The organism is Amycolatopsis xylanica, assembly GCF_900107045.1.
Classification (GTDB): Bacteria; Actinomycetota; Actinomycetes; order Mycobacteriales; family Pseudonocardiaceae; genus Amycolatopsis; species Amycolatopsis xylanica.
This window is the reverse complement of the sequence record NZ_FNON01000013.1, coordinates 175,635-201,436: the sequence shown is the minus strand read 5'-3', so window position 1 is coordinate 201,436 and position 25,802 is coordinate 175,635. Positions and strand designations below refer to the sequence as shown.

Below are 25,802 nucleotides of genomic sequence, written 5' to 3'. Positions count from 1 at the left end.
ACCACCGCGACACCGGGGCGTGGACGCAGCCCATCATCCTGCAGCCGGAGATCGGCATACTCGGCATACTCGTGAAGGTCTTCGACGGCGTCGTCCACTGCCTCATGCAGGCGAAAATGGAGCCAGGGAACATAAACCTGCTGCAGCTCTCGCCGACCGTGCAGGCGACCCGCAGCAACTACACGCGTGTGCACCAGGGCAACCCGGTGCCGTACCTCGAACATTTCGTCGCGCCGCGCGCCGGCCGCACGGTGATCGACGCGCTGCAGTCGGAACAGGGCTCGTGGTTCCTCGACAAGCGCAACCGCAACATCATCGTCGAGGCCGCCGGGGACGTGGCGGTCCGCGAGGACTTCTGCTGGCTCAGCCTCGGCCAGATAGCGGAATTGCTGAAGGTGCCCAACCTGGTGAACATGGACTCGCGGACGGTGCTGTCCGGGATGCCGTTCTTCCTGCAGGGCAACTTCGTCGACAGGGTGGCCTCGCCGGAGTCCGGTTCGCGGCACTCGGTCGAGCAGCTGCTGAGCTGGTTCACCGAGGTCAAGTCGCACTACCGGCTGGAGCGGCGCCTGGTACCGCTGGCCGAGGTGCGTGACTGGGTCCGCTCGGCTGACCGCGTCGAACACGAGGAGGGCCGGTATTTCACGGTGATCGGCGTGGACGTGTCCGCGAGCAACCGTGAGGTGAGCCAGTGGTCGCAGCCGATGTTCGAACCGGTCGGCCGTGGCCTGATCGGCTTCCTCGGCCGCAACATCGACGGGGTGTTCCACATTCTCGTGCACGCCCGCACCGAGGCGGGCACACACGATGTGGTCGAAATGGCGCCGACGCTGAGCTGCATCCCGAACAGCTACCGCGGGCTCGGCGCCGAGCGGAAACCCCGCTATCTGGACTTCTTCGACGCGGCGTCCCCGTCGAAGATACTCGTCGACGTCGTCCACTCCGAGGAGGGTGGCCGCTTCTACCACGCCGAAAACCGGTACCTGGTGGTCGACGCGGGTGAGGACTTCGACCTCGACGTCCCCGACGACTACTGCTGGATGACCATGGACCAGCTCAGCGGCTTCGTGCTTTACGGCAATCACGTGAACGTGGCGGCGCGCTGCCTGCTCAGTTGCATGGTCGACGCCCGTGTCCCGCTGGTGGCGGCATGAGCACCGGTGCCGCGCGACGCTGCGCGCAAGCGGTCAACGCGCTGCATTCGATCCCGTACTTCACCGCCGAGCTGGGAACCGAGCTCGAGCCGTTCGGTGTCACCGAATGGTCCACTGTGTACTTCGCGGGCCGGGCGTCGCCGCTCGGCCATGCGGACGCCCCGCTCGTCACCGCGGTCTTCAACGCCTTCGCCCCGGAGTTCGTCGCGGCGCGGGTTCCCCAGCTGTGGCAACGGGTTTCGCCGGAACGCGCGATCATCGCGCGGCAGGCGGCGGCGGGCGCGACGCTGGAACGCCTGCTCGGCGCGGAGGTCATCGAGTCCTCGGAGCTGGCTGAGGCGGCGAAGCTCGCCGAGGTCGCGGCCGCGGGCTGCGCCTTGCCGGGACGGCCGCTCCACGCCGCCAACGCGGCACTGGAAACACCGGCGGAACCGCATATCGCGTTGTGGCACGCCGCGACGATGTTGCGCGAACACCGGGGTGACGGCCATGTCGCGGTACTCGGGTACTTCGACCTCACCGGCGTCGACGCGCTGGTGCTCGACTGCGCGAGCCGTCACGGCATGCCGGACTGGATCGTGCGGCCGAACCGCGGCTGGACCGAGGACCAGTGGTCCGCGGGGCGTGACCGGCTCGCCGCGCGGGGCCTGATCGACGGGGAAAGCCTGACCGAACGTGGCGCCGCGCTGCGTGACGAGGTCGAACGGGAGACCGGCCGGCTCGATCGGCTGCCGTATGAGGCATTGGACGAAGCGAGCGTCGAGAGGCTGGCGGTCTTCGTGCACGGACTGGTCCGTGCGGCGGCTGGGGTGTTCCCGCCACCGCTGGGCGAGTTCTTCGCCCCCGACGACGAAAAGTGGAACGCCCTCGACGAGAGAGAGGACCGGTCGTGACGCTGTCGGCCCCGACCGCACTGTTTTCACCCGGGTACTACCAGGACCCTTATCCGACGCTGACCTGGTTGCGTGAGCATTCGCCGGTGCACCGGTTCCGGTTCCCGGTCGGTGACGTCGAAACCTGGATGGTGACGCGCTACGACGACGTCCGCACGGTGCTGGCCGATCCGCGGTTCAGCACCGAAGGCGGCACCTGGGGCAACGCGGAGTTCCGCGAGGCCGGGCTGGTCAGCGCCGCGGGCACCATCCTCGAACGCGGCATCGCCGTGGTCGACCCACCGGCGCACACCCGGCTGCGCAGGCTGGCGATGAGCACCTTCACCACCCGCCGCGTCGAACGGTGGCGGGAAACGGTGGGCACATTGGTCGCCCGCACCCTCGACGACTGCGCCGAGCGCGGGCGGTTCGACGTCATGGACCATTACGCGGGCGAGGTTTCGGCCGGTGTGCTCGGCGAGATACTCGGCTTCCGCATCGACCGCCACCGTGAGCTGGTCACCGCGCTCAACGAGGCGTTCCCGTCGGATCCCGCGCTGATGCACAAGGTTCCCGCCGCGTTCGGCCGGATCTGTGAGTACGCCGCGGAACTCGTCGCCGACAAGCGTGGCGCGCCGGGCGACGACCTCACCTCGGCGCTGATCGACGCCAGTGACGGCGGCGACCGGCTCGACGGCGACGAGCTGATCGGCATGGTGGCGGCCATCATCATGGGCGGCAGCGACACCGTGCGCGGGTTCGTCGGCAACGCGGTGCTCGCCCTGCTCGACCATCCCGACCAGGCCGCCAGGCTGGTGGCGGAGCCGGACCTCGCGCCTGCCGCGGTGGAGGAACTGCTGCGTTACGAGGGCGCCTTGAGCACGGCGCTGTTCCGGGTCACCACCGAGGAGGTCGAACTCGCCGGGACCACACTGCCCGCGGGCGCGCCGGTGATCGCCGGGCTGCTCTCGGCCAACCGCGACGCACGCCGGTTCGACGACCCCGAACGGCTCGACCTCGGCCGCACCGGGCCGCGGCACGTCGGGTTCGGGCACGGGCTGCACAACTGCGTCGGCGCCGCGCTGGCCAGGCTGGAGGGCGAGCTTTCGATCCCCGCGCTGTTCGCCAGGTTCCCGAAGCTGGCGTTGACCGTCCCGCGGCCGGACGTCCGCTACATCGACAACTGGGCGATCCGGCGGCTGGAAGCGTTGTCGGTGAGCGCGTAGTGGACACCGTGCGGGTCGACCGGGATCTGTGCCTGGGCACCGGTTTGTGCCAGTCGATGGACCCGGGACTGTTCCGGCTGGCCGAGGACGGCCGGGCCGTCGCGCTCGGCCCGTGCGACCGGGCCGGACTGCTGGAACGGCTGCGGGAGATCGCCGAATGCTGCCCGGCAGGCGCCATCAGCGTCGCGGGCGAGGAGGGATGACATGGACACCGACGTGATCGTGGCGGGCGCCGGGCCCGCCGGGCTGATGCTCGCCGCCGAACTGCGGCTGGCAGGCGCGGACGTCATCGTCCTGGAGAAGGACGCTCAGCCGAGCGGCGAGTCCAGGGGAATGGGCTTCACCGCGCGGACGCTGGAGGTGTTCGACCAGCGCGGGCTGCTGCCCAGGTTCGGTGAGCTGACCCGATCGCCTGGCGGTCATTTCGGCAGCGTGCCGGTCGACTTCGCGGTCGGGGACGGGGCACATGCCAGCGTCACCGGGGTCTCGCAGGCGCGGACCGTCGCCGTGCTGGCGGACTGGGCGGCGGAGCTCGGCGCCGACATCCGGCGTGGACACGAGCTGACCGGGTTCACCGACACCGGCTCGTCCGTCGAGGTCTTCGTGGACGGTCAACGGCTGACCGCCGCGTATCTCGTCGGCTGCGACGGCGGGCGCAGCGTGGTCCGGCGGCTGGGTGGCTTCGGCTTCCCCGGTACCGACGCGTCCGCCGAGCTGCTGCTGGCCGACGTGCGGGACTTCGAGCTGCCCGAGCTGTGGTCCGGTGCCCGCCGCCGGGGTGGGATGCTGCTCGCCGCGCCGCTGGGCGATGGCGCGATGCGGGTCGTCGTCCACGAGCACGGCAGGCCGCCGCGTCAGCGCACCGGCCCGCCCGAGTTCTCCGAGGTTGCCGACGCGTGGAAACGGGTCAGTGGCGACGATATCTCCGCCGCGACACCGTTGTGGGTGAGCGCTTTCGGTGACGCGGCGAGGCAGGCGAGCGAATACCGGCGCGGCCGGGTGCTGCTCGCGGGCGACTCGGCGCATATCCATCTCCCGGCCAGCGGGCAGGGCATGAACGTGAGCATCCAGGACGCGGTGAACCTTGGCTGGAAGCTCGGCGCGGTGGTGACCGGCCGGGTGACCGCCGAGCTGCTCGACACCTACCACACCGAACGGCACCCGGTCGGCGCCCAGCTGCTGGCCAACACGAAGGCACAGGCGACGCTTTTCCTTGGCGGGGAAGAGCTCCAGCCACTGCGTGACGTGCTCGCCCAGGTGTTCCGCGGTGCCGGCGCCGCCAGGTACCTGGCCGGGCTGGTGAGCGGGCTCGACATCCGTTACGACGTCGGCCCCGGCGGGCATCCGCTGCTCGGCCGCCGGATGCCGGACACCGAGCTGGTGCTGGGCGACGGGGAACGGACCACCAGCACCGCCTTGCTGCGCGCGGCGCGTGGCGTGCTGCTCGACTCCGGCGACGGCGTGACCGTGGGGGAGTGGGCAGCCCAGGTCGACGTGGTCGCCGTGCGGGGCGGGGAGTCAGTGCTGCTGCGCCCGGACGGTTACGTCGCGTGGACCGGCGAATCGGATCTCACCGCGGCGCTGCGCCGCAATTTCGGCACCCCGATCTGACGAATTCGCTGGGAGGCGACCATGACCATCACCCGGAGCTCGGCCATGCCGCGGATAGCGCGGCCCGATTCGCGCGCGGTCTTCCTGAGCCACTGGTTCGTCGGCGACGCGGTCACGGGCCGTGCGGTGCTCGACGAGATCGGTGACGCGTGGGAGCGAACCGCGTGGCCGGAAGGAATACTGGCGTTCTCGGCGTACCTGAGCGCCGACGGCGACACCGTGATGACGTACACCCAGTGCGCGGACGACACGGCCTACCGTCCGTTCGTGCGTGCGCTGCCCGCGGCCGTCGCACGGGTCGAGCCGGTCGAATACCGGCTGCGCCGCGATGTCGTGCTCGACTCGTCGGCGGCCGCGCCGGGTGCGATCGTGATCGCCAGCTTCGACGTGGACGGCCCCGAGCGGCAGGAGACCATCGTGGCCGCGGTCGCCGCGAACCTCGAGCGCTCCCCGTCGGCCGAACGCGGCGGCTTGATCGCCTCGCATTTCCACGCCAGCCTGGACGGCACCCGGGTGATCAACTACGCGGAATGGACGACCGACGAGGCGCACGTGCTCTTCCTGGAAGGCGCGACCCGGCACGGCTCACTGCGGATCACCAACGACATGCCGGGCGTCCGGCCGATCGGCTTCAAGCGCTACCACCTCCATCACGCCCTTGCCCGCGCCGAAGACGTGGTAGTGCTTTAGGTGTCCCGTTTCCACCGCCCGAGGAGAATTCGAGAATGACCATGTCGACCACCCGGTTCCCGGATGTCAATCGAGCCGACGTCGGGATTGTGCTGGTCGCGCCGCTCTACGTCGGAACGCCCGAGCTCCAGCGGTCCGAAGTGGACAGGGTGATGGCTCCGTACCGCGAAGGTGCCGCCCCAGAGGGTTTCCTGTCGATGAGCGCGTTCACCAGTACCGACGGCATCAACGTCCTCACGTACGCCCAGTGGACGAGCGACGACGCCTATCGCGCCTTCGTCCGCGGGTTGGACGACTTCGACGAGGACGCGACGGAACCCGTGCGCTACAAGCTTTATCGCGGCCGGATACTCGAGCCGGGCAGCATCGCGCGCGTACTGGTCGCACCGGTCTTCGACGTCGACGGCCGCGACCGCCAGCGCCGCTCCGCCGACGCGCTGGTGGACGGCCCGCTCGGCAAACCCTTCCCCGGCCTGGTGGCGTCCCATTTCCACCACAGCACCGACGGCACCCGGGTCCTCAACTGGGCCGAATGGGTCGACGAGGACGCCCACCTCCGCTTCGGCGAAAGCTCCTTGCCCCACGAGTGCTTCGAGGCCATCACCATGCCGGGCGTCCGCGGAATCGGCGGAAACCGTTACATCCTCGCCGAATCCATCACCGTTTAAGGACTCGTGAGTGTTGCGGGCGGTTCTAGCGGAACAAGGGGCGCCCTTGTCACGCTCTGGGTGACAAGGGCCGCCCTTGTCACCCAGACCGCGGCCGGGTGAGTGGGAAATAGGCGTTCAACGCCGCGACACTCACGAGCCCTACTCGGGTGCGTAGGCGCGAAGGAACGCTCGCACGCCCTCTTCGGCTTCGTCCTGGATGTCGGGCAGGCCGACGGGCTCGCGGGAGAGCTGGGCCCGGTCGCCCGCGGCGCTGCTGGTGAGCGCGAGGAAGTGAAGGGCGGCGCGGTCGGGGTTTCCGGCGCGGAGGTGGCCGGCGTCGGCGAGTTCGGCGAGTCGCTGTGACAGTGCCGCGCGGACGCGCAGTGGGCCGGATTCGCGCCAGGTGGTGACGAGCTCGGCCGGGAGGTGCTGGCCGTCGGCCTGGATGTGGCGGACCAGCGCGAAATGTTCGGTGAAGCCCGGCATGGGGGCGACCAGCTCGCGGCCGAAGGCGATCAGGCCCGCTTCGACGTCCTCGATGCCGTGCAGGTGCCGGTCGATCAGCGCGATCTGCGCCTCGGCGACCTCGGCCGTGCTCTCGTCGATGACCGCCGCGAAGAGCTTCGCCTTGTCGCCGAAGTGGTTGTAGAGGGTTCGCGTCGAGACGTCGGCCTCGCGGGCGATGGTGTCGATGCTCGCGCGAGTGTAGCCGTCGCGGGCGAAGATCGTCAGCGATGCCCGGATGATGGCTTCACGTTTGTCCACCAGCCTGCCCTGCGGCGTCTTCAACGGTGCCGAGCCCTCTTTCATACCTTTGCCACCTTCGGCGAACGCGGGAGTCCTGTGCAATGCGCGTTGTACTGTAACCCGGCGCCGGGTCAAGGGCAGTAGCCGTGCAGGAACACCCGGATGCCCGCCGCCGTCATACCGGCGACCTCGACGTCGGTGTACGGAAGCGCGCCGCAGCGCGTGTGGTCCTTGACCTCGGCGGACGCGAGCTGCGACAGGTGGAACGCGGCGCGGTCGGCGTCATCGACCCGGAGCAGCCCGCGGTCGCCGAGCTGGCGCAGCCGCCGCGCGAGCTCGCGGTGCACGCGGCGGGGTCCCGCCTCGCGCCAGGCTTCGAGTACGGCGGACGGCAGCCGCGCCGACTCGGCCCTGATCTGCTGGACGAGCGCGAAGTGGTCGGCGTGCTCCGGGTACGGGGTCGCCCAGGCGCGCGCGAACGCGATGAGGTCGGCTTCCAGGTCGGTCACCTGCCCGAGATAGCGGTCGATGAGCTCGAGCTGGGATTCGGCCACCTCGGTGGCGCTGGTGTGGATGACCGTCTCGAACAGCCGGGCCTTGTCGCCGAAATGGTTGTAGAGGGTGCGGGTGGACACGCCGGCCGCCTCGGCGATCGTGTCGATGCTCGCCCGGCTGTAACCCTCCCGCGCGAACGTCACCCTGGCGCCGTCGAGGATCGCCTGGCGCTTGTCGGCGGAGCGCTGCGGAACCATGTTCGTACTGGTCATTACCCGATGTTAGCCGATGTACAACGATCGTTGCAGTAAGTACAGTAAAACGTGTACTGTACTTACTGTCGCTTCAGTTGCCAGCACGTCGGAGGAAACACCCATGACCCGGATCGCCGTCATCACCGGAAGCACCCGCCCGCGCCGTCGCGCGAAGATGGTGGCCGACTGGGTGCTCGACGTCGCCGTCCGCCACACCGGATCCGCCGACGTCACCTACGAGCTGGTCGACATCGCCGAGTTCGCGCTGCCGCTGCTCGACGAGGAGGTCCCGGCGGCGATCGGGGATTACGGCCAGGAGCACACCCGCCGCTGGGCGGCCGCGATCGACGGATTCGACGGGTTCGTGTTCGTCACGCCGGAGTACAACCACTCGATGCCGGCGGCGCTCAAGAACGCCATCGACTACCTGTTCGGCGAGTGGGGTGACAAGTCGGCCGGGTTCGTCAGCTACGGGCTGCACGGCGGCACGCGCGCCGTGGAGCACCTGCGGGTGACGCTGGCGGAGGTCAAGGTCGCCGACGTGCGCACCACCGTCGCGCTCTCGCTGTTCAACGACTTCCGGATCACCGACATCACCCAGCCTGGCGTCTTCGCGCCCGGCGATCACCAGGAGCCGACGCTGACCCGCATGCTCGACGAGGTCGTCGCCTGGGCGCGGGCGCTGGCGCCCTTGCGGGTCAAGGAGAACGCATGAATTGTCCACAATGGACCAGAGTTGGAGAGGACGGATCGCCCCATGAAGACCGCTGAGGTACCGGACGACGCCTGGCTGACGATCGGGGAACAGCACTTCCGCTCGAGGGTGCTGGTGGGCATCGAGCAGTACGATTCCGTTCCGCTCGTCCGTGACGTGCTCAACGCCGCGGGCGCGGACGTCTTCATCACCACGGTGGACCCGGACAACCGCCGGTCGAGCCTGCTGCTGATGGACCTGGAGAACGAGCTCCCGCTCGACGAGTTCATCTGGATCGGCACGACGTCTTTCGCGCGGTCGAAGAAAAGCGCGCTGCGGTCCGCGCGCATCCTCCGTGATTCACTGGGTATCGACATCCTGAAACTGGACGTGCGCGGCGACGACAACCTGCCCGACAACAACGCCACCGTCGAGGCCGCGTACGAGCTGCGCGCCGAGGGCATGGAACTGCTGCCGTTCATCCTTCCCGACCTCGCCACCGCGCAGGAGCTCGCCAAGGCGGGCTGCGCGGCGCTGCGGGTGATGGCGTCACCGGTCGCTTCCGGCCGCGGTATCCCCGACCCGGAGGCGGTCCGCGAGGTCATCGACCACTGCGGGCTGCCGGTGATCGTCGAGGGCGGGCTGGGCACCGCCGGGCATGTGGCGCTGGCGATGGAACTCGGTGCGGCCGCCACGCTGGTCAACACGGCGCTGGTGCGGGCGAAGACCCCGCTGACGATGGCGGCCGCGATGCGCCAGGCGGCTGTGGCAGGCCGTCTCGCCTTCGAATCGGGCCCGATGGAAGAGGTCGCGGTCGCGGTGTGAATTCCCGCGACGCGTTCGGGGTAAGTGAAGAAACCGGGGGAGAACTGTGGTGCCTGGGGTGCGGACCGCTGAGCCGATTCAGCGCGCGGAGGTGAATCTGGTGGCGGCGGCGGTGGCCGTCGGCGCCACCGGGCTCGCCGCGGGCGGGACGGCAGGGCCGTTGCTGGCCGTCGGGATGACCGGGTCCGGTGCGGTGGCCGGGTTGCCGGTGGCGTTGAACCTCGCCGGTGCCGCGGCAGGCGCCCTGGTGATGTCGCGTGAGGCCGCGGCCGGGCGCCGCGGCCGCGGCCTCGCCTGGGGCTTCCTGCTCGGCGCGCTCGGTGCGCTGGTCGTCGTGTTCGCCGTGTCCGCGAACAGTTTCCCGCTGGTATTGGCGGGCAGCCTGGTGCTGGGCACGGCGAATTCGGCGGTCTTCCTGGCGCGGTACGCCGCGGCGGCGGTGGTGACCGCGGATCGGCGGGGCCGCGCGCTCGGGCGGGTCATGTTCGCGACCTGTGCCGGCGCGGTGGTCAGCCCGCTCCTGCTGGGACCGGGCGGTGCGCTGGCGCAGGACATCGGACTGGCACACGCCGCGGGCGCGTACCTGGTGGCGGCGCCGGCTTTCGGATGCGCCGCACTGGTTTTCTGGGCCGCGTCGACACCTGGCGTGCCCTGGTTCGGGCGCCTGGCCGGTTCGCTCTCGGCCGAGCCGGGTGAGCGCGCGGCGCCAGGACTCGCGGCGCGCGCGGTCCGGAACCCGGGAACCATGCCCGCGATCCTCACGCTGGTCGTGGCGAACTTCGCCATGGTCGGGGTGATGACCGTGGCGCCGGTGCACCTGACCGGGTCCGGCGACGGGCTCGGCGTGGTGGGCGTGCTGGTTGCGCTGCACGTCGTCTGCATGTTCGGCCCGTCGCCGCTGACCGGCTACCTGGTCGACCGGTTCACTCCCGGTTACCCGATCGCGGCGGGCGGCGTGCTGCTGCTCGCGGGTGGGCTGGTCGGCGCGTTCGCCGGTGGGCACGGCCTGGTGCCGATGACCGCGCACCTGCTGCTGATCGGCCTCGGCTGGAACGGGGCCGTCGTCGGCGGCAGCGCGTTGCTCGGCTCGACCGCGCCCGCGGACCTGCGTACCCATCTCGAAGGCATCGGTGAGGCGGCCATGGGTGTCGCCGCGGTCGCGGCGGCGCCGCTGGCAGGCGTGCTCGCGGTGCTGACCGGCTATGCGGGAATGTCCATCTGGTTCGGAGTCTGCGCGGCGGCGGGCCTGGCGTACTGCTGCCTGCGCGCACGAGTTGGGGAGTCGATGAAGTGAGAATTCTGACCTGCAGCAACAGTTGCCCGCGCTGGGACGCGGACACGATCGCGCCACGCTCGCCCGGCGGGCTGGCGCCGATGGTGGTGTCGCTGCTCAACGAGCACGGCGGCCACTGGATCTTCACCGCGCCGCCGGACCAGCCTGGCGTGTCGTCGCCGATCCGGATCGGCGACGACATCTGGCTGCATCCCGTCGAACCCGGTGAGGAGCTGCGCCACCAGCACTACGACGTCATCTCGATCCGCCTGCTGCTCGGGCTGCTGCACTACATGCACGACACCTCCGAGCAGCCGGTGTTCGACTCGGCCATGGTCGACGCGTGGGCCGGGTACGAGGCGGTGAACCAGTCGTACGCGAAGCGGCTGCGCGAGGTGTCCGACAACTCGGCGGGCGACGAGCTGATCCTGATCAACGACCCACATCTGATGCTGGTCCCGGAGTATTTCGCCGAGACCCAGGCGGGCCGCGCGAGCCGGATGACCTATTTCCTCGGCACCCCGTGGTGCGAGCCGGACTATTTCTCGCTCATCCCCGGCCACATCCGCACCCGGATACTGACCAGCCTGCTGCGGTGCGACGTCGTCGGCTTCCACGCCGGACGCTGGGTGGACGCCTTCCTGGCGTGCTGCGCGCGGTACGTGCCCGGCGCGCGCGTCGAGGGCAGGACCGTCATCCTCGGCGAACACCGCACCGAGCTCATCGCGATGCCGTTCCCGCTCGACACCGACGTGCTCGACCGGATGACCGAGGCGGACGCGACCCGGCGCTGGCAGTCGAAACTGGCTGAGCTGGCAGGCGGCCGGAAGCTGATGCTGCGAGCCGACCGTCTCGACCTGTGGAAGAACATCCCGCGTGGATTCCAGGCATATGAGATGGCGTTGGAGCGCAGGCCGGAACTGGCCGAGCAGTGCTGGTTCGCCGCCGTGGTGACCACGCCGAGCCGGGCAGCGGGCCGTCACCAGGCGTACGCCGAGGCCACCGAGGCGGTCGTCCGCCGCATCAACGACCGCTTCGCCACCGGCGGCCGTGAGGCGGTTTCGCTGATCCGGCCGGGAATGGACGACGACTCCCGCAACTGCGTGGTCGCCGGGCTGCTGATGAGCACCGCGGCCGTCGTCAACTCCACCTACGACGGACTGAACCTCTTCGCCAAGGAAGCCGCCTATCTGCTCGACGACGACGCCTCGCTGCTGCTGTCGGCCAACGCGGGCGCCGACGAGCAACTCGGCCCGTTCACGGTGACGGTCGACCCATTCGATCTCGGGCAGACCAGCGAAGCCATGGAAAAGGCGCTGACCGGCTCCGGCGGGTCCGGCCGTGACGCACGCCGCGCGCTCCTGCGCGACGAACACCTCGACGGGTGGCTGACAACAGTCTTCCGGCTCGGGTGAAGCTAGGTGATCGTGTGCCCTATCCGCATGACCACCGTCGTGATCCCCGAGGCCGCCACGAGCGCGAGCGCCGGGCTGTGCCAGGCACGAGTACGCGGCCAGCCGCCGGGTAGCAGCGTGATCGGCACTGCGACACAAAGCAGTACCAGCGTGAACAGGGACGGGACCGAGACGAGGTAAGAGACGAGATCGAGGTCGCGGCTCCGGTTCCGCATCAGCAGACAGCCTGCGGTGGTGAGCAGCGCGGCCGTCGGTGCGGCGGCCAGCGCCTGTCCCAATCCGGTGCGGCCGTTGAGCGCGGCGAGGGCGAGCAGGCACGCCGTCGCCGCGCCGACGGCCACCCACCAGTCGAGCCGGTCCAGTGCCTTCGGGTCGGCGAAGTTGGCGTGCTCCGGCAGCAGCCACCGGCCCAGGAGCGCCGCGGCGGTGGCCGTGGCACTCACCGCGAGCAGCGTGAGCCGGCCGCTGTTCCAGTGCCACGCGAGACCGCAGACGACGACCAGCCCGATCGCGACCGGTAGTTGCCAATTCGCGCTCATCCCCGCGATCGCCACGCCGTAGAACCAGTTCTGGGCGGCGATGATCAACGCGCCGCTCGTCATCCCGATCCACCAGGCGCCGGTGAACAGCGCCGTGTTGAGCACCGCCGCGAGCACCCAGATCCTGCGTGGTGCGGTGGTGGCCCACAGCGAAGCGAGTGCGAGGCTCACGCAGGCGGCACCGGCCATGGCCACCGCGAGCGCGACCACCTGCGGCCAGTCGCCGAACGGGCCGAGGTCGGTGGTGCCGGTGCGGGAAAAGTCGGTCAGGAAACCCAGGGCCACCCCCACCGGCAGCCCGAGCGTGACACCCGCCCAGCGCAACGCGGAGCGTTGGGTGCCCAGTGCGAACCGCCACAGCGCGGTGCCCCAGCCCGCCGCGGTCAGCGCGCCGGCCAGCAAACACGACAACGGCAGCGCGTATGACTGCGAATTCTCCGCCGAACCGAGCAGCGTCGGGAGCGCGACCAGCGTCGTCGTCTGGGCGGCCATCGCGGCGAGCGCGCCGTAGACGACGCCGTCGAGCACCCGGGTCTGCCCGGGCAGCTCCCCGGCGTCGAGCACGGCAACCCGTTGCGACGGCGGGGGATGGATGGCGTTGGCCCGTCGCCACCACGGCGCACGCGCGGCGGTCGTCGCGCGGCTGAGCAGCGCGCGCAGCGGAGCCGACGGGACCTCGCGGACGGAACGGAGGTCGGCTTCGTGCTCGCGCGAGCGCAGCACGCTGGTGGAGACCAGCGCGGTGAGCACGAGTACCAGTGCCGCGCGGCCGACGTACTCGGCCCAGAACGATTCCCACAGCGTGTGCGTGTTCCCCGCGAACAGCACCAGCGCTTCCGTGGTGAGCAGCGGGAGCGCCAGTACCGGCGGCAGCGCCCACCAGACGCCGCGGGTGAGCCACACCAGGCCGACGTCACCCGCCGCGACGTGGGCGCTTTCATGCCGCACGATCGCATCGGCCTGGTCGGGCGGCACGGTCACGATGCCGGGCGGCAGCACCATCCGCGTCCAGCGCAGGAACCGGATGGTGAACGCCTCCCGCAGCGCCAGCGAGCCGAACACCACCTGCGGTGCGGCCACCCGGCGGCGCATCGACCGCACCGCGTTCTCCGCGCGTTCCTGCCACACCGCCGGCGCGACGCTGACCGGACCGGCGCGGCGGAAAAGCCTGCGGGGCAACAACTGTGTCAACCCGAGAGCGAGCAGAAGGACCAGCAAGGCGCCACTGAGCGAGACGAGTCCGCGACGTCGTTCGACCGGTGTCACGCAGTCAAGCCACTGCTGGGACTTCTCCAGGCTCTGTGCCGGTGTGTCGGCGGCGGTCGCCAGTGGTCTTGTCTTTCCGCAGGCCTGAATGGCCTCCACCCACGATCGCCCGAGGAATTGGCTGTGCAGAAGGCTTCCGACCAGCACACCGGCGAGCAACAGCACCACGATGAGCAACGCGTATCGCCCGCGCCCCGCCGAGGGCGCGGTTTCCACGCGAACGTCAGTGGTGGTCATCGGACGACGTTCCGGGCGATAACGCGTCGCTCACCTTCCCGGCGATCTCGCGCGCAACCTCGGGAGTGGCTCCCTTGCCCGTCAGATGGACCGTGATGACCATCGTGAGATCGGCCTGTTCCCCGGTTCCCGCCACCTCGAGCGCGACGCCTTCGGCCTTGGCTTTCCTGCGCGCGGCCCACGCCTTGGCGATGCGGCCGCTCACCGAGTCCAGTGCCTTGTCGGCGGTCTTCTCCACCAGGACGTTTCCCAGATAGGCGGCCGCCGCCAGCACATACGGCGTCATCAGTGCCAGATCCACGCCGATACCCACCGGCGCGCGCAGCGTGTCCGGCTTCAGCAGCCGATCCGGGTCGCGCCGGAACTCGGCGACGATGACGTCGAACAGGTCGAGTTCGGGCGGATAATGCGCGCCCACGATCTCACGGGCCAGCTCCAGCACATCCGGATCAAGCGGAATCGTCGAAGACGACGAACGACGCGAGTTCATGCGGGCTAGTCGCCACGCGCGCGGTGCCCGTTACGGGAGTGCGCTTCCGCCTGCGGAAATCCACAGCCGGTGCGTCAATTCCGGCTCGCGCCGCACCACATCCGCGCGGGCCCGGATCCGCGACGGTCTCGTCGACACCACCCTGCGGGCTGGGCCGAACATTGTGAGCGCCCGGACGCACTCGCCTTCCTCAACCACTCGCAAGCCCTGGTCAGCGGGGGTGACAAGGATTGTGCAAGGTCCGCTCAGCAGTGTTGATCACGTTCGGATACTGCCACTGTGAGGGGACGAATAATGACCAAGCGAACCGCGCTCGCCGCGAGTGTGCTGGCAATGACCGCGCTGGCCGGGGTGGTGACGCCGGCGCCCGCGTCGGCCTTGCCGTTCTGCTGCGGCGTCATCAAGAACACCAGCAGCCGGGCGACGGTCACGGCGATGCACCACTGGTGCACGGACGGGGAGTATCTCGTCGGGCCCAAACCCTGCAACTCCGATTACCGGACGCTGGCACCGGGACGGCAGACCTCGCTGATCGAAGACTGGGACGGCGTGGCCATCGCGGGTAACTGCTACGGGCGGGTTATCAGGAAAAAGCAGGCAACCGGAAAGATCGTCTACAACGTTCCGATCGACCGGCGCGGCAGGCCGGCGATGTGGGTCCGGGTGCACGACGACGAGGTCGGCGAAGCGTCGCAGACCTGCTAGTCCAGGTCATCGGAACGGGTGAACTCGCCGTCGCGGACACTTTCGACGATTTGCCGTCAGTTGTGAGCCGGTCGACGAGAGCGCTGAAGATCTTCGGTTGTGGTCGAAAGGCGATGGTGCGTTACCTTGAGTGAAGGTAACCGAGCGGGGGCTCAGGTGACGGCAGCACGGTCCGGTGCCGTCCGTGTTCGCGACGGCCGGGGTCCCGGTGAGCGCGAGCTGAACCGTACGCTCACCCGTTTCGCCGTGCAGGCGCGTGCCGTGCTGGTGATTCCGTGTGGCCTACTCGGGCTCTTGACTGTCGCTCACGACGTCCTTGTCTTCACGGCCGTAGCCGTCGCGCTGCTGGTGGCCTGGTGCCTGTCAAGGCTCAAATGGCCGTATGCGCACTGGGTGGCCGCCGTACAAGCGGCGACGGTCGTCGCCATCGGGCTGAGCCAGCTGAAAACCGGACCACAGCCGGTGGACAGCTGGGTGTTCGTATTCACCTCGGTGACCTCGGGAACCACTCAGTTCGAATGGAACTCGAAGCCGCTGGTCGCGGCCGGGCTGTCCGCGGTGGCCATAGGCGCCTACTGGGCGGGAAACAAGCTCGCCGGGCCGCCTGGTGGCTGGCCGCCGGTCGCGCCGGTGGTCAGGTTGGTCGTCGAAGCCGCGCTGGCCAGGGGCGGGTACCTGCTGATCCGGACCTGGGTGCGCAATGCCGACCGTGGTGAGGTTCGCGCCGCCGCGTTGCGCAGGCACGCGTCCGTCGAGGCCGCCAGGCGCGCGGGGGAGCGCGAATACCTCGCCATGCTGCATGACACGGCGAGCGCGACGCTGCTCATGGTCGCGACCGGTACCGGCCGCTTCGACTGGCTGCCCGAGCGGGCGAACCGTGATTTGGAGGCGCTGGCCGAAGCTCCCGGGCTCGGCGCGGGTCACGTTGACCTCGCCGCGATGCTTTCCACGCTCGTCGAGGACTCCGCGACCCGTCTCGATCACCTCGTCGAAGGACCACTTCCCATGCCGTCCACGGCCGCGTTCGGCATACTGCACGGCGTCCGCGAAGCCGTCGCCAACGTCGAGCAGCACGCCGGGGTCGACAAGGCCTCGCTCACGGCCCGCGTCGACGAGTCCGGCATCGTGGTCGAGCTCGCGGACACCGGTCGCGGATTCGATCCCGGTTCGGTGCCGCCACATCGGCGCGGCGTCTCCGGTTCGATCGTCGGCCGGATGGCGACCGCGGGCGGGTACGCCACGGTCGAGTCACGGCCGGGCGCCGGCACCACGGTCCGCTGGCGGTGGCCGGGATGAGCGACATCGCCACTCGCATCTCGGATCGGCTGCTGCGCGGAGCGTGGATCGCCGCCCTGATGGTGACCGTGACGACGCAGTTCCTTTTGTGTCTGCCGCAACTGGTGACGAGCTCCGGCCGGTACCACGCGGTCTGGCCGGAGTGGACCGCGTTCGGGCTGCTTACCACGGTCGCCGCAGGGAGCGCCTGGTTCGCCATGCGGCACAGGGAGATTCCTATGGCGGCGCGCTGGCCGGGCACGATCCTGACGTTCGGCGCGTCGATTCTGGCGACGTCCGCGGTTCCCGCGGGTGACCATCTGCGGCCGGAACACTGGTCGTTCGGGCTGATCGCCTGGTATGGCGTGCTGTTGTTCCTGCATTCCGGACTGCGGGCGATCGCCACGTTCACCGGCGTGCACTTGCTTCTCACGGCCACGCAGCTGCTCTTGACCGGCCCGCCCAGCCTGCCGGTGCTGGCCAACATGGGCATCACGGCGCTGTCGGCCTGCGGTTTCGTGCTGGCGGTCGCCGTCGCGTTCGAGGTGTTCCGCCGGGTCGCTGACCGGGCCGCGGCGGTGGCCACGACCGAAGATCGGCTGCGTACCGCGGAGGCCATCGGCGCGCAGCGGCATCGCGATCACCGCGAGCGATACGCCGCGCTGGCCCACACGGCGGTGCCGTTGCTCTCCGGCCTCGCCGACGAATCGCTCGATCCGTCAGATGCGGACGTACGGCGCCGATGTGCGGTCGAAGCGGCCAAGCTGCGGCGCCTCTTCGCTGAGGCCGACGACGTCTCCGATCGCCTGGTGCACGAACTCGGCGCCGGTGTCGACGTGGCCGAACGCAAGGGCATCTCAGTGCAGTTCGCGGTTCGCGGCGAGCCACGTGAACTACCCGCCCCGATTCGTCGCGAACTCGTCGAACCCGCCTCGGCGGCGATGACCTCCGCGATTTCGGACGTGCGTGCCACCATTGTCCGCACTCCGAGCCAGGTCCGCGTCAGCGTGGTCAGCGACGCGCCCGCGCACGCCCTTCCGGCTTTTCGACCGCGTTACGTCGAAGTCGCCACCGTCGTGACCGGCGATCGGCTGTGGATGGAGGTGACATGGCGACCGGCGACATCACGGTAGCCGTCATCGACGACCATCCGGCGGTCATCGCAGGCGTCGAATTCTGGTACTCGACGGCTGATCCGCCGATCGAGGTCGTCGCGACCGGCCCGGCCGACAAGGCCGCCTGGGTGCCTCCCGGCGATACCGCCGACGTGGTGGTCTTCGATCTCCAGTTGTCCGGGCAGCCGGGTCCCTCGTACGGCGCCCTTCGGCGACTGGTCGACGCGGGCCGCCAGGTCATCGTCTACACCATGCGCGACGACGAGCAGGCCGCGCTGACATGCCTCGATATCGGCGCCTTCACGTTCCTGACCAAAGCGGAGGGCAAGGACCACCTTGTCGCCGCGACTGTCGCGGCGGCGCAGGACCTGCCGTACACCCCGCCCGCGCTGGCAGGCGCGCTCGGCGCGAACCGCAGCTCGGACCGCCCGCGGTTGTCTGAGCGCGAAGAGAATGTACTCATCGAGTGGTTCCAGTCGGAATCGAAGGAACTGGTCGCCGAGAAGCTCGGAATCACCATCCGAACGGTCAATACCTATCTCGACCGCGTGCGGGTGAAATACGCCAATGTCGGCAGACAGGCCCGCACAAAAGCCGCACTGGTGGCGAGGGCCATTCAAGACGGTCTCGTCGAAGTCGACGATTTGTAGGTCATCTGACAGACACCACACCCCGGCGATCGCTCTTACCGTGGCCGGGGAGGGATAGGGGGAGGTGCCTGGGGGTTTCCACGCTGCGTCGCGCGCGAATTCCGGCGCGGCGTGGGCCCGATTCCCGGAACTTCCTTCAGGGTTGCACGCCGGTATGCGAGTGCCGGTGAATCAGGGTTCGGGGGGATTCTGTGGACTTGTTCCGTGTGCGCATGCTCGGCACGTTCGAAGTCGAGCGGGCAGACCGTGGTGGATCTGTGTCGGTGCCCGAGGGCCGGTTGCGGACGTTGTTCTCCACCTTGGCGCTCCGAGCGGGAAGACCGGTGCCGCTGAGTGAAATCGAGGAACGTCTGTGGGATGGCGAGCCGCCACCCGGTGCCCGCACCACCATCCGCGGCTATATCAAGAGGCTTCGCCGCGTGCTCGATGTTCCCGCGGAGCCTTCGGTGATCAGCTCCGGCCGGCACGGCTACCGGCTGGAGGTCGATCCGGACCACATCGACCTGCACCGGTTTCGGGCCTTGCTCGCACGATCGAATTCAGCGGAAGTCGACGAAGAGGTGCGGTTGCTGCGCGAAGCGTTGGCCTTGTGGCGCGGGCCGGCATTGTGTGACGTGACAAGCGAATCGCTGCATCGTGAGGTCGTTCCCGCGCTGTGCGAACTGTATCTCGATGCCGTCAGCAGGCGCATCGAGTTCGATCTGCGACGAGGCAGAGCCGAAACCGTTGTCGCCGAATTGCGGCACCTGGTCGGCGAGAATCCGCTGCAGGAGGTTTTCTGGGCCCAGCTGATCCGTGCACTGCACGAGGCGGGGAGGCCGGCGGAGGCGTTGGTCATGTACGAGAAATGCCGGGAGACGCTGGCCGACGCGCTTGGCATCGATCCTGGCCGCCGGCTGCGGGAGCTGCACCAGCGCATTCTGCTCGACGAGCCACTGGCGCCCATGGCTCGCGCTTGCCGCTGACCGAGCCACGCCGGTGCCACGTTCGTGCCACACGAACCCGTCAAGCTGAATCCCGAAAGGCAGAAGGACGGCCAGGAGGAAGATGTGGACTCAGGAATGGGCTGGTACTTCGTAGCGCTCCCCGACCTCGATGAGGCACAGCGAATCTCGGATCTCTTCGACGCCGGGACACACCGGGTGGTGACTTATCCGTCCGGCAGGCCGATGCTGGTCGCGCGAACCCACGACGACCAGTTCGTCGCGGCCGAGGCAGGCCGGGTCCGCGGCGCGGTGATCGGCGCTTCCTCGGCCACCGCGGACGGACTGCGAAGCAGGTTCGGTCGGTCCGGGGACGTGCGAGAACTGGATTCCTATTCCCAGTCGCTCGCGGGCAGCTATCACTTCGTCGCGACCGACGGCGACCGGCTTCGCGTGCAGGGAACGGCATCCGGGCTGCGCAGGGTCTTCCACGCCGTCATCGGCGGCTTCCCCGTCGCCTCTGATCGTGCCGACCTGCTCGCCTGGCTCGGGGGTTTCGCCTACGACGAGCGGGCGCTGGCGATGCGATTGCTCGGTGTGCTGCCGCATCCGTTGCCAGAGGAACCATTGTGGAAGGGCGTGGCCGCTGTTCCTCCCGAGGAGTACCTCTTGCTGGACAAGTCAGGCGCCCGTACCTCGCTGTGGTGGCGCAGGCCGGAGCCGGTTCTGTCCAGGGTGGACGGTGCGACCGGGTTGCGCGCCGCGTTGACGGACGCGGTGTCTGTGCGTACCCGCGCGGGCGGCACCGTCCACTGCGATCTGTCCGGTGGTCTCGACTCGACCCCGCTGTGTTATCTGGCCGCGCAAGGTCCGGCCGAGGTGCTGGCGAACACAGCCTACAACGAGGATCCCGGCGGCAGGGAGGACCTGCTGTGGGCGCGCCGGGCACTGCCGAGTATGCCGCGGGTGCGGCATACGACGAGTTCGACGGACGACATGCCGCAGTTCTTCGAGGGCGTCGAGTCGATCACCGAACGGCTGGACGCGCCGACACAGGCGTATCTGACCGCGCCGCGGATCAGGCACAGTATCGAGGCCGCGCTCGGCGGCGGGGCACGGCTGTACCTCAACGGCCTCGGTGGCGATCACCTGCTGCACGGACTGCCTGTCTGGGACCACGGCATTTTTCGCCGTCGCCCTTGGCTCGCGTGGCGCAGGGCGCGCACCAACGCCATGCTGACCAATCGTCCATTGTGGAGGGTTGGACGGGAGTTGCTGAACTCCGAGTCATATCGAGACTGGCTGCTTCGCATGATCGGCGGGGCGAGGCAGGACCGTCACGAGGAGTCGGCGATCACACTCGGCTGGGACTTGCCGTTCATGCTGCCACGCTGGCTCAGTAAGGACGCGATCGCTGCGGTCACCGCCAGAATGAGGCAGATCGGCGCCGATGCCGTGCCGCTGGGTCCCGACAGGGCCCGGCACGCGGAACTCGCGATCGTCCGCGACGGATGCCGGATCGTGCGAGGCACGCAGCAGTACGCCGCGACCATGGGTATGCCGTTCGAAGCGCCGTTCTTCGACGACCGGGTGGTCGAGGCCTGCTTCGCGGTGCGACATGAGGAGCGGGACACGCCTATGGAGTTCAAGCCGCTCATCAAGGAGGCGATGCGGGGAGCCCTTCCCGGTGAATTCCTCGCCCGTGGTTCGAAGGCGAGCGGCAGCCCGCAGGCGGCCAGGGGACTTCGCGACCACTGGCGGACGTTACTCCCGCTGTGTGAGCAGTCGCCGCTGGTCGGCCTTGGCATCGTCGACTTCGCCGCGCTGGCGAACAGTGAGTCGCCGGAGCACATGGGAGTCAGAGACTCCTTGTTCGACTACACCGTCAACTGTGCGGTGTTCCTCCGAAACCAAGTGCCGGCGCCAGCCGCGTTGGCTTGATCGGGAAGGGTGAGATGACCATGCGACTGCACGCGGACGTGTCCACCGCGGTCACCGACTACGGCACGATCATGCTCGACGAACGCTCTGGACGATACTGGCAACTCAGCCCGGTCGGTGCCCTGGTCGTCGAATTCTTAAGCGAGGGAAAGGGAATCGACGACGCCATCGGTTCGATCGTCGAGCGGTTCGACGTCGACGAGAGCCGCGCACGATCCGATGTGAACGCGTTCATCGGCAAGCTGCGCTCGACAGGGCTGGTGAGGACGTGACCATCCCGGTGCTGCCCAGCACGCCGACCAAAGTCTTCGCGCGCGACCGCGTCATCGCGGGCGCCGTGGTCGGAGTCGCACGGGTGCTGGCGAAACAGAAACCCCGTGAGATCAGGGCTGTGCTGGCAAAGCTGCGCGGCGGCGTACCGGCCGCGACTCTCGACCAGGCGCGGGAAGCCAGGAATACCGTGCTGGCGGTCAGTCCGAGGTGCTGTGGTTCGCAGGCCTGTCTGACCAGGTCGATAGCGGCCGTCCTGCTGTGCAGGGTACGCGGGGTGTGGCCGACCTGGTGCGTGGGCGTGCTGGCGGCGCCGCCGTTCACCGCGCACGCGTGGATCGAGGCCGACGGTGAAATGGTCGACGAGGTGCTGGATGGTTCCTGCTACCGCCGCATGATCGCGATCGCACCCAGTGCTTGACCGGAATTCTCCGGTCAGGAAAGAAATACCAGTGAAGGTGGTGAAGAAATGGTCAAGAACGGTTACGAGGCTCCTGCCGTGATCGAACTCGGCGCTTTCGACGAGGAAACAGGTGTCTTCTACGTGCGCAATGGCGAAGAGGTCCTCTGGTTCTTCGACACCTGGATCTGATCGGCCATGGTCAAGTCGATCTACCAGGCCCCGGAAGCGATCGAACTCGGTACTTTCGCGGCGAAAACCGGGTTCTACTGGCAAGGCCGATACGAGATCTATTGGTTCCTGCTGAGCCTGACCTGACCATGGGCCGCGAAACCAAGAGAGCGCAAAGGGGGTGACGAGCATGAACAAGGAAACCTACGAGGTTCCCTCGGCCATCGAGCTGGGAGCGTTCGAGGAGGAGACAGGATTCTTCTTCACCGGCCAGCACGAGGCGTACTGGTTCCTCTACAACGCGAACAACTGAGTGTTGTCGATCTGTAACTGATTCCCGGATGTGGCGGAGTGAGTCCTAGCGCCTCCGCCGCATCCGGGTCAGCCATCGAAGGGGAGTGTCGTGCGGGAAAGTGATCGGTTGCTGATCGGGACGGCCAAACGTGGCAAGAGACTCCTCTCGGTGCTGGCGCTGTGCCGGCTTTTCGAGACAGCGGCGGGCATCCTGCTTCCGGTCATGCTGGCATCGGTGATCGACACGGTCATCAGCCGCGACGGCATGATGACACCTGCCGTGCTGCTGATCATCCTTCTAGGACTCATCACACTCGCTGAGATCGGCGAGCAGATCGCCGGGGCCAAGGTCAACGCCACGGCTGCCGCGCGCCTGCGGCACTCGGTCTTCGCCAGGGTCTTCGAGCTCGGGCTTCCAGGCGGCCGGCGGTTTCCCGTTGGCGACGTGCTCAATCGCGCCATGGACAGTGCCGCGGAAGTCAGCCGCGCCGGGCCGAACCTGCTGGACATGATCTGCGCCCCGCTCATTTCGCTCGGCGGGCTGGTCGCACTGGCGCTCATCGACTGGCGGCTGGTGCTCGTCTTCGCGGTCGGCGTCCCGGTCGTGTCGATGCTCGCCTCCCGGCTGATCCGACGGGTCACGGTGCTGACCGGGAGGTATCAGGAGGCACAAGGGGAACTGGCGAGCAGGTTCGTCGAGGCGGTCGGGGGTGCACGCACGATCCGCGCGGCCGGCACGCTTGACCGTGAGGTCACGCGCGTGCTGACCCCGCTTTCCCGGTTGCACGAGGCCGGACTCGAGTTCTGGGAGACTCAGCGCCGGGCCGGTTGGTACCTGTCGCTGCTCGCGCCCACCTTGCAGGTCGGCGTGCTGGTGATCGCCGGGATCGGCGTAGTGGACGGCCGAGTCTCGGCAGGCGAGCTGCTGGCCGCACAGCTGTACCTCGGCTATGCGCTGCGATTGCTGTCCCAGGTCGGGATACTCGCCGAACTCGGCAGGATCCGCGGTTCCGCGGAACGCGTCCAGGAGATCTTCGACGAGCCATTGCCACCGGGCGGCGACCGCCCGCTGCCGCCCGGCCCTGGTGTGCTGGAGTTGCGCGGGATAACCGCGATCGTGGACGGCCGCACGGTGCTCGACGACGTCCACCTGACCATCCCGGCCGGTAGCGAGGTCGCTATCGTCGGCGCGTCCGGTACGGGCAAGACGACACTGGCCTTGATCGCCGGTGCGGTACTACCGCCGCAATCCGGGAAGATCCTGCTTGACGGCACGGATCTCGCCACCGTAAGCCGGGATGAAACCCGCCGCGCGATCTCCGTCGCCTTCGAACGTCCCTGCATGCTCGGTGACACGGTCGGCGAGATGATCGGCTTCGGTGACGACTATGTCGCGGACACCGCCGTCGAACTGGCCGCGCGCGCGAGCCACGCGGCAGGCTTCATCGCCAGGTTGCCTTCCGGCTATGGAACGCCGCTTGCCGGACTGCGTCTCTCCGGCGGTGAGTCGCAACGGCTTGGCCTGGCGCGCTCGGTCTGCCGCGGTGCGCGAGTCGTTGTGCTGGATGACGCCCTGTCCAGTGTGGATACCGCGACGGAAAGCGAGATCACCGCTGCGATGCATGAGGCGTTGCGCGGGGTGACCAGGATTGTGGTGGCGCATCGGATGCGCACCGCCGCCGGCGCCGATCTGGTGGCGTGGCTCGACGAAGGCCGCGTCCGTGCGTTCGGCGCGCATCATGAGCTGCTTGCCGATCCGGCCTATCAGGCACTCTTCGGTGCGCAGCCGGTCGGTGTGTCATGACCGGGCCTTCGATCGGTGAATTCGTTCGTCCGGTGCTGGCCGCGCAGCGCGGCCGGCTTCTCGCGCTGACCGCTTGGTCGGTGCTCGAAGCGGTGCCCGCGCTCGGTTCCGGCGCGCTGGTGGCGGCCGCGCTGGACCACGGGTTCCTCGCCGGTTCGGTGCGTACCGGGGTGGTCTTCCTGCTGGCCTATGGAGCCGCGGTGGCAGTGGGCACCTTCGCCACCAGGCAAGTGATGCCCCATGTCGCGGTGCTCGTCGAGTCGCTGCGCGACGAGCTCGTCCGGCTGGTGGTGTGGTCAAGGCTGAGGCACAGCGTGTTCGGTGACAGCGGTACGGACACCGCGACGGTCGCGAAGCTCACTCGGCAGGCCGAGACCGTCCGCCAGATGTTCGCCGGACTGCTGCTGACCGTGCGTGGTGTGCTCTTCGGAGTCGCCGCGGCCGTGATGGGACTGGCCGCGCTCGACCCGTGGCTTGCATTGGCCGCGGTACCTTTCGTGGTCGGTGCCACCGGGCTGCTGGCTGTACTTTCGCGGTTGCTGCGGCGGCGATATCAGGCTCTGCTCGACGCACAGGAGGCACTGGCACGGGAGGCGGGCGCACTGGTCGGCGGAGTCCGCGACGTGGTCGTTTGCGGGGCGTGGCGTACCGCGGCGGCACGGGTCGGACGCTTCGTCGACATGGAAGCCGCCGCGATGATCGCGAGCGCGAGGACCGGCGCCGGACGGATCGCGGTGATCGCACTCGGCGGACGGGTTCCCTTCGTGCTCGTCCTGCTGGCGTCGCCATGGTTGGTTTCCGGTCAGCTGCTCACCGCCGGTTCGCTCGTCGGCGCGATGACCTATCTGATGCAGGGATTGGAACCCGCGGTTCGTGCTTTGGTGCAGACCGTCGCCAATCTCGCCCTGCAGTTGTCGGTCACGATGAGCGGGATGCTCGAGGTGCCACCGACGCCTCTGCCCAAGTCGAGAACAAAGCCGCTCACCAGCAGCGAAATCCTCCTGCGCGGCGTGACGTTCGCTTATGGCCCGCACGCCGAGCCGGTGCTGTCGGGAGTCGATCTCCGGGTACCGGCCGCGCTGCACTTGGCCGTCGTCGGCCCGAGCGGGGTCGGCAAGTCGACGCTGGCGTCGCTCATCGCCGGGATCGACTCGCCGGACAGCGGCGTCATCACCGTCGGCGGCACGCCGGTGACCGAAGTAGTCGACTCGGCGTTGCGAAGGCACGTCGTGCTGATACCGCAGGAGGCGTATGTGTTCACGGGCACCGTGCGGGAAAACCTGACCTATCTGCGTCAGGACGCGGACGACGCGGAGCTCGGCGATGCGGTCGAGACGCTCGGCTTGGCGGACGTCGTCCGGCGGCTGGGCGGCTACGACGGAGTGGTCGAGCGGCCGTCGGCGCTGTCGCAGGGGGAGCGGCAGCTGATTTCCTTGGCTCGGGTTTACCTTTCCCCTGCGGAGGTGGTGATCCTCGACGAGGCGACCTGCCATCTCGACCCGGCGGCCGAGGCTATCGCCGAGGAGGCGTTCGCGCGGCGGCCGGGCACGCTGATCGTCATCGCGCACCGCATCAGCTCGGCGATGCGGGCTGAGCGGGTGCTCGTGATGGGCGCGGGGTCGCTGGTTCAGGGCACCCACGAGGAGCTCATGCGCAGCTCACCGGACTATGCGCGGTTGGTCGGTCACTGGTGGCAACCCACTCTGTGCCGGACGCCGGCGCTTGGCATCGGCTCGGGCACTGTGTAAGCGTTGCTACGACCGACAATGAGCTAACCAGTCCTGGCCGATGCGGGCGGCCTCATCGGAGTTCGGCT

The 25,802-nt window shown here is 68.8% G+C and carries 27 protein-coding genes; 23 read left to right on the top strand and 4 right to left on the bottom strand.

Going from position 1 to position 25,802, the window contains the following annotated elements; genetic code table 11:
• The 7 genes from BLV57_RS39795 to BLV57_RS39765 all read left to right on the top strand — a co-directional run.
• Positions 1-1,154, top strand: a 1,154-nt coding sequence (locus BLV57_RS39795; protein ID WP_091299125.1) for an NDP-hexose 2,3-dehydratase family protein, incomplete at its 5' end; no start/stop codon positions are given.
• Positions 1,151-2,047 carry an SCO6745 family protein gene (locus BLV57_RS39790; protein WP_176969023.1) on the top strand — a complete coding sequence of 299 codons (897 nt, stop codon included), beginning with the start codon at positions 1,151-1,153 and terminating at the stop codon, positions 2,045-2,047. The genes BLV57_RS39795 and BLV57_RS39790, both read left to right, overlap by 4 nt.
• Positions 2,044-3,252, top strand: coding sequence for a cytochrome P450 family protein (locus BLV57_RS39785; protein ID WP_218134986.1), 1,209 nt, complete (start codon positions 2,044-2,046; stop codon positions 3,250-3,252). The genes BLV57_RS39790 and BLV57_RS39785 overlap by 4 nt, the downstream gene beginning before the upstream one ends.
• Positions 3,252-3,455, top strand: a complete 204-nt coding sequence (locus tag BLV57_RS39780) for a ferredoxin (RefSeq protein WP_176969022.1) — start codon at positions 3,252-3,254, stop codon at positions 3,453-3,455. The genes BLV57_RS39785 and BLV57_RS39780 overlap by 1 nt, the downstream gene beginning before the upstream one ends.
• 1 nt (position 3,456) lies before the next feature.
• The gene (locus tag BLV57_RS39775; protein ID WP_091299121.1) at positions 3,457-4,863 is read left to right on the top strand and encodes an FAD-dependent monooxygenase; all 1,407 of its coding nucleotides are present in this window, start codon (positions 3,457-3,459) and stop codon (positions 4,861-4,863) included.
• 21 nt (positions 4,864-4,884) lie between these two features.
• Positions 4,885-5,553, top strand: coding sequence for an antibiotic biosynthesis monooxygenase (locus BLV57_RS39770; RefSeq protein ID WP_091299118.1), 669 nt, complete (start codon positions 4,885-4,887; stop codon positions 5,551-5,553).
• A 35-nt stretch (positions 5,554-5,588) separates the two neighbouring features.
• Positions 5,589-6,221, top strand: coding sequence for a monooxygenase (locus BLV57_RS39765; protein WP_091299115.1), 633 nt, complete (start codon positions 5,589-5,591; stop codon positions 6,219-6,221).
• Positions 6,222-6,362: 141 nt separating this feature from the next.
• Here the strand turns inward: BLV57_RS39765 and BLV57_RS39760 are convergent, their stop codons facing one another.
• Positions 6,363-7,013, bottom strand: coding sequence for a TetR/AcrR family transcriptional regulator (locus BLV57_RS39760; RefSeq protein ID WP_091299112.1), 651 nt, complete (start codon positions 7,011-7,013; stop codon positions 6,363-6,365).
• Positions 7,014-7,081: 68 nt separating this feature from the next.
• Complete coding sequence (locus BLV57_RS39755) at positions 7,082-7,717, bottom strand: TetR/AcrR family transcriptional regulator (RefSeq protein WP_245757713.1); 636 nt, start codon at positions 7,715-7,717, stop codon at positions 7,082-7,084.
• 103 nt (positions 7,718-7,820) lie between these two features.
• Here BLV57_RS39755 and BLV57_RS39750 point away from each other — a divergent pair, with 103 nt between their 5' ends.
• The 4 genes from BLV57_RS39750 to BLV57_RS39735 are packed head-to-tail and all read left to right on the top strand — an operon-like array spanning position 7,821 to position 11,906.
• Positions 7,821-8,414, top strand: a complete 594-nt coding sequence (locus BLV57_RS39750) for an NADPH-dependent FMN reductase (protein WP_091299109.1) — start codon at positions 7,821-7,823, stop codon at positions 8,412-8,414.
• 42 nt (positions 8,415-8,456) lie between these two features.
• Positions 8,457-9,218, top strand: coding sequence for a beta/alpha barrel domain-containing protein (locus tag BLV57_RS39745; RefSeq protein WP_091299106.1), 762 nt, complete (start codon positions 8,457-8,459; stop codon positions 9,216-9,218).
• A 58-nt stretch (positions 9,219-9,276) separates the two neighbouring features.
• Positions 9,277-10,512 carry an MFS transporter gene (locus BLV57_RS39740; protein ID WP_091299103.1) on the top strand — a complete coding sequence of 412 codons (1,236 nt, stop codon included), beginning with the start codon at positions 9,277-9,279 and terminating at the stop codon, positions 10,510-10,512.
• Complete coding sequence (locus BLV57_RS39735; RefSeq protein WP_091299100.1) at positions 10,509-11,906, top strand: trehalose-6-phosphate synthase; 1,398 nt, start codon at positions 10,509-10,511, stop codon at positions 11,904-11,906. The genes BLV57_RS39740 and BLV57_RS39735 overlap by 4 nt, the downstream gene beginning before the upstream one ends.
• 2 nt (positions 11,907-11,908) lie before the next feature.
• Here the strand turns inward: BLV57_RS39735 and BLV57_RS39730 are convergent, their stop codons facing one another.
• Positions 11,909-13,948 (bottom strand): M48 family metalloprotease, encoded by a 2,040-nt coding sequence (locus BLV57_RS39730; RefSeq protein ID WP_091299097.1) that lies wholly within the window; start codon positions 13,946-13,948, stop codon positions 11,909-11,911.
• A complete protein-coding gene (locus BLV57_RS39725; RefSeq protein ID WP_091299094.1) occupies positions 13,935-14,390 on the bottom strand; it encodes a hypothetical protein in 456 nt (151 codons plus the stop codon). Before BLV57_RS39725 ends, BLV57_RS39730 begins: the two co-directional genes overlap by 14 nt.
• A gap of 342 nt (positions 14,391-14,732) precedes the next feature.
• Here BLV57_RS39725 and BLV57_RS39720 point away from each other — a divergent pair, with 342 nt between their 5' ends.
• The 12 genes from BLV57_RS39720 (at position 14,733) to BLV57_RS39675 (ending at position 25,734) form a co-directional block, all read left to right on the top strand.
• Positions 14,733-15,143 carry a hypothetical protein gene (locus tag BLV57_RS39720; protein WP_091299091.1) on the top strand — a complete coding sequence of 137 codons (411 nt, stop codon included), beginning with the start codon at positions 14,733-14,735 and terminating at the stop codon, positions 15,141-15,143.
• A 294-nt stretch (positions 15,144-15,437) separates the two neighbouring features.
• Entirely contained in the window at positions 15,438-16,439 is a 1,002-nt protein-coding gene (locus BLV57_RS39715; RefSeq protein ID WP_143047281.1) for a sensor histidine kinase, read from the top strand.
• Positions 16,436-17,551: a hypothetical protein gene (locus BLV57_RS39710; protein ID WP_091299085.1), complete on the top strand. Its 1,116-nt coding sequence runs from the start codon at positions 16,436-16,438 to the stop codon at positions 17,549-17,551. The genes BLV57_RS39715 and BLV57_RS39710 overlap by 4 nt, the downstream gene beginning before the upstream one ends.
• Entirely contained in the window at positions 17,527-18,183 is a 657-nt protein-coding gene (locus BLV57_RS39705; RefSeq protein ID WP_091299082.1) for a DNA-binding response regulator, read from the top strand. Before BLV57_RS39710 ends, BLV57_RS39705 begins: the two co-directional genes overlap by 25 nt.
• 212 nt (positions 18,184-18,395) lie before the next feature.
• Positions 18,396-19,148, top strand: a complete 753-nt coding sequence (locus BLV57_RS39700; RefSeq protein WP_143047280.1) for an AfsR/SARP family transcriptional regulator — start codon at positions 18,396-18,398, stop codon at positions 19,146-19,148.
• A 24-nt stretch (positions 19,149-19,172) separates the two neighbouring features.
• Positions 19,173-21,047, top strand: a complete 1,875-nt coding sequence (locus tag BLV57_RS39695; RefSeq protein ID WP_143047279.1) for an asparagine synthase-related protein — start codon at positions 19,173-19,175, stop codon at positions 21,045-21,047.
• Between the two features lie 20 nt (positions 21,048-21,067).
• Positions 21,068-21,319: a lasso peptide biosynthesis PqqD family chaperone gene (locus BLV57_RS39690; protein ID WP_218134985.1), complete on the top strand. Its 252-nt coding sequence runs from the start codon at positions 21,068-21,070 to the stop codon at positions 21,317-21,319.
• Positions 21,316-21,738 (top strand): lasso peptide biosynthesis B2 protein, encoded by a 423-nt coding sequence (locus BLV57_RS39685; protein ID WP_218134984.1) that lies wholly within the window; start codon positions 21,316-21,318, stop codon positions 21,736-21,738. Before BLV57_RS39690 ends, BLV57_RS39685 begins: the two co-directional genes overlap by 4 nt.
• Positions 21,739-21,786: 48 nt before the next feature.
• Complete coding sequence (locus BLV57_RS43090; RefSeq protein WP_143047278.1) at positions 21,787-21,909, top strand: lasso RiPP family leader peptide-containing protein; 123 nt, start codon at positions 21,787-21,789, stop codon at positions 21,907-21,909.
• A gap of 169 nt (positions 21,910-22,078) precedes the next feature.
• On the top strand, positions 22,079-22,201 hold the full coding sequence (locus tag BLV57_RS44145) for a keywimysin-related RiPP (protein WP_245757712.1): 123 nt from the start codon (positions 22,079-22,081) through the stop codon (positions 22,199-22,201).
• Positions 22,202-22,291: 90 nt separating this feature from the next.
• Positions 22,292-23,986 (top strand): ABC transporter ATP-binding protein, encoded by a 1,695-nt coding sequence (locus tag BLV57_RS39680; RefSeq protein WP_091299071.1) that lies wholly within the window; start codon positions 22,292-22,294, stop codon positions 23,984-23,986.
• Positions 23,983-25,734, top strand: a complete 1,752-nt coding sequence (locus BLV57_RS39675) for an ABC transporter ATP-binding protein (protein WP_091299068.1) — start codon at positions 23,983-23,985, stop codon at positions 25,732-25,734. The genes BLV57_RS39680 and BLV57_RS39675 overlap by 4 nt, the downstream gene beginning before the upstream one ends.
• Positions 25,735-25,802: the final 68 nt, after the last annotated feature.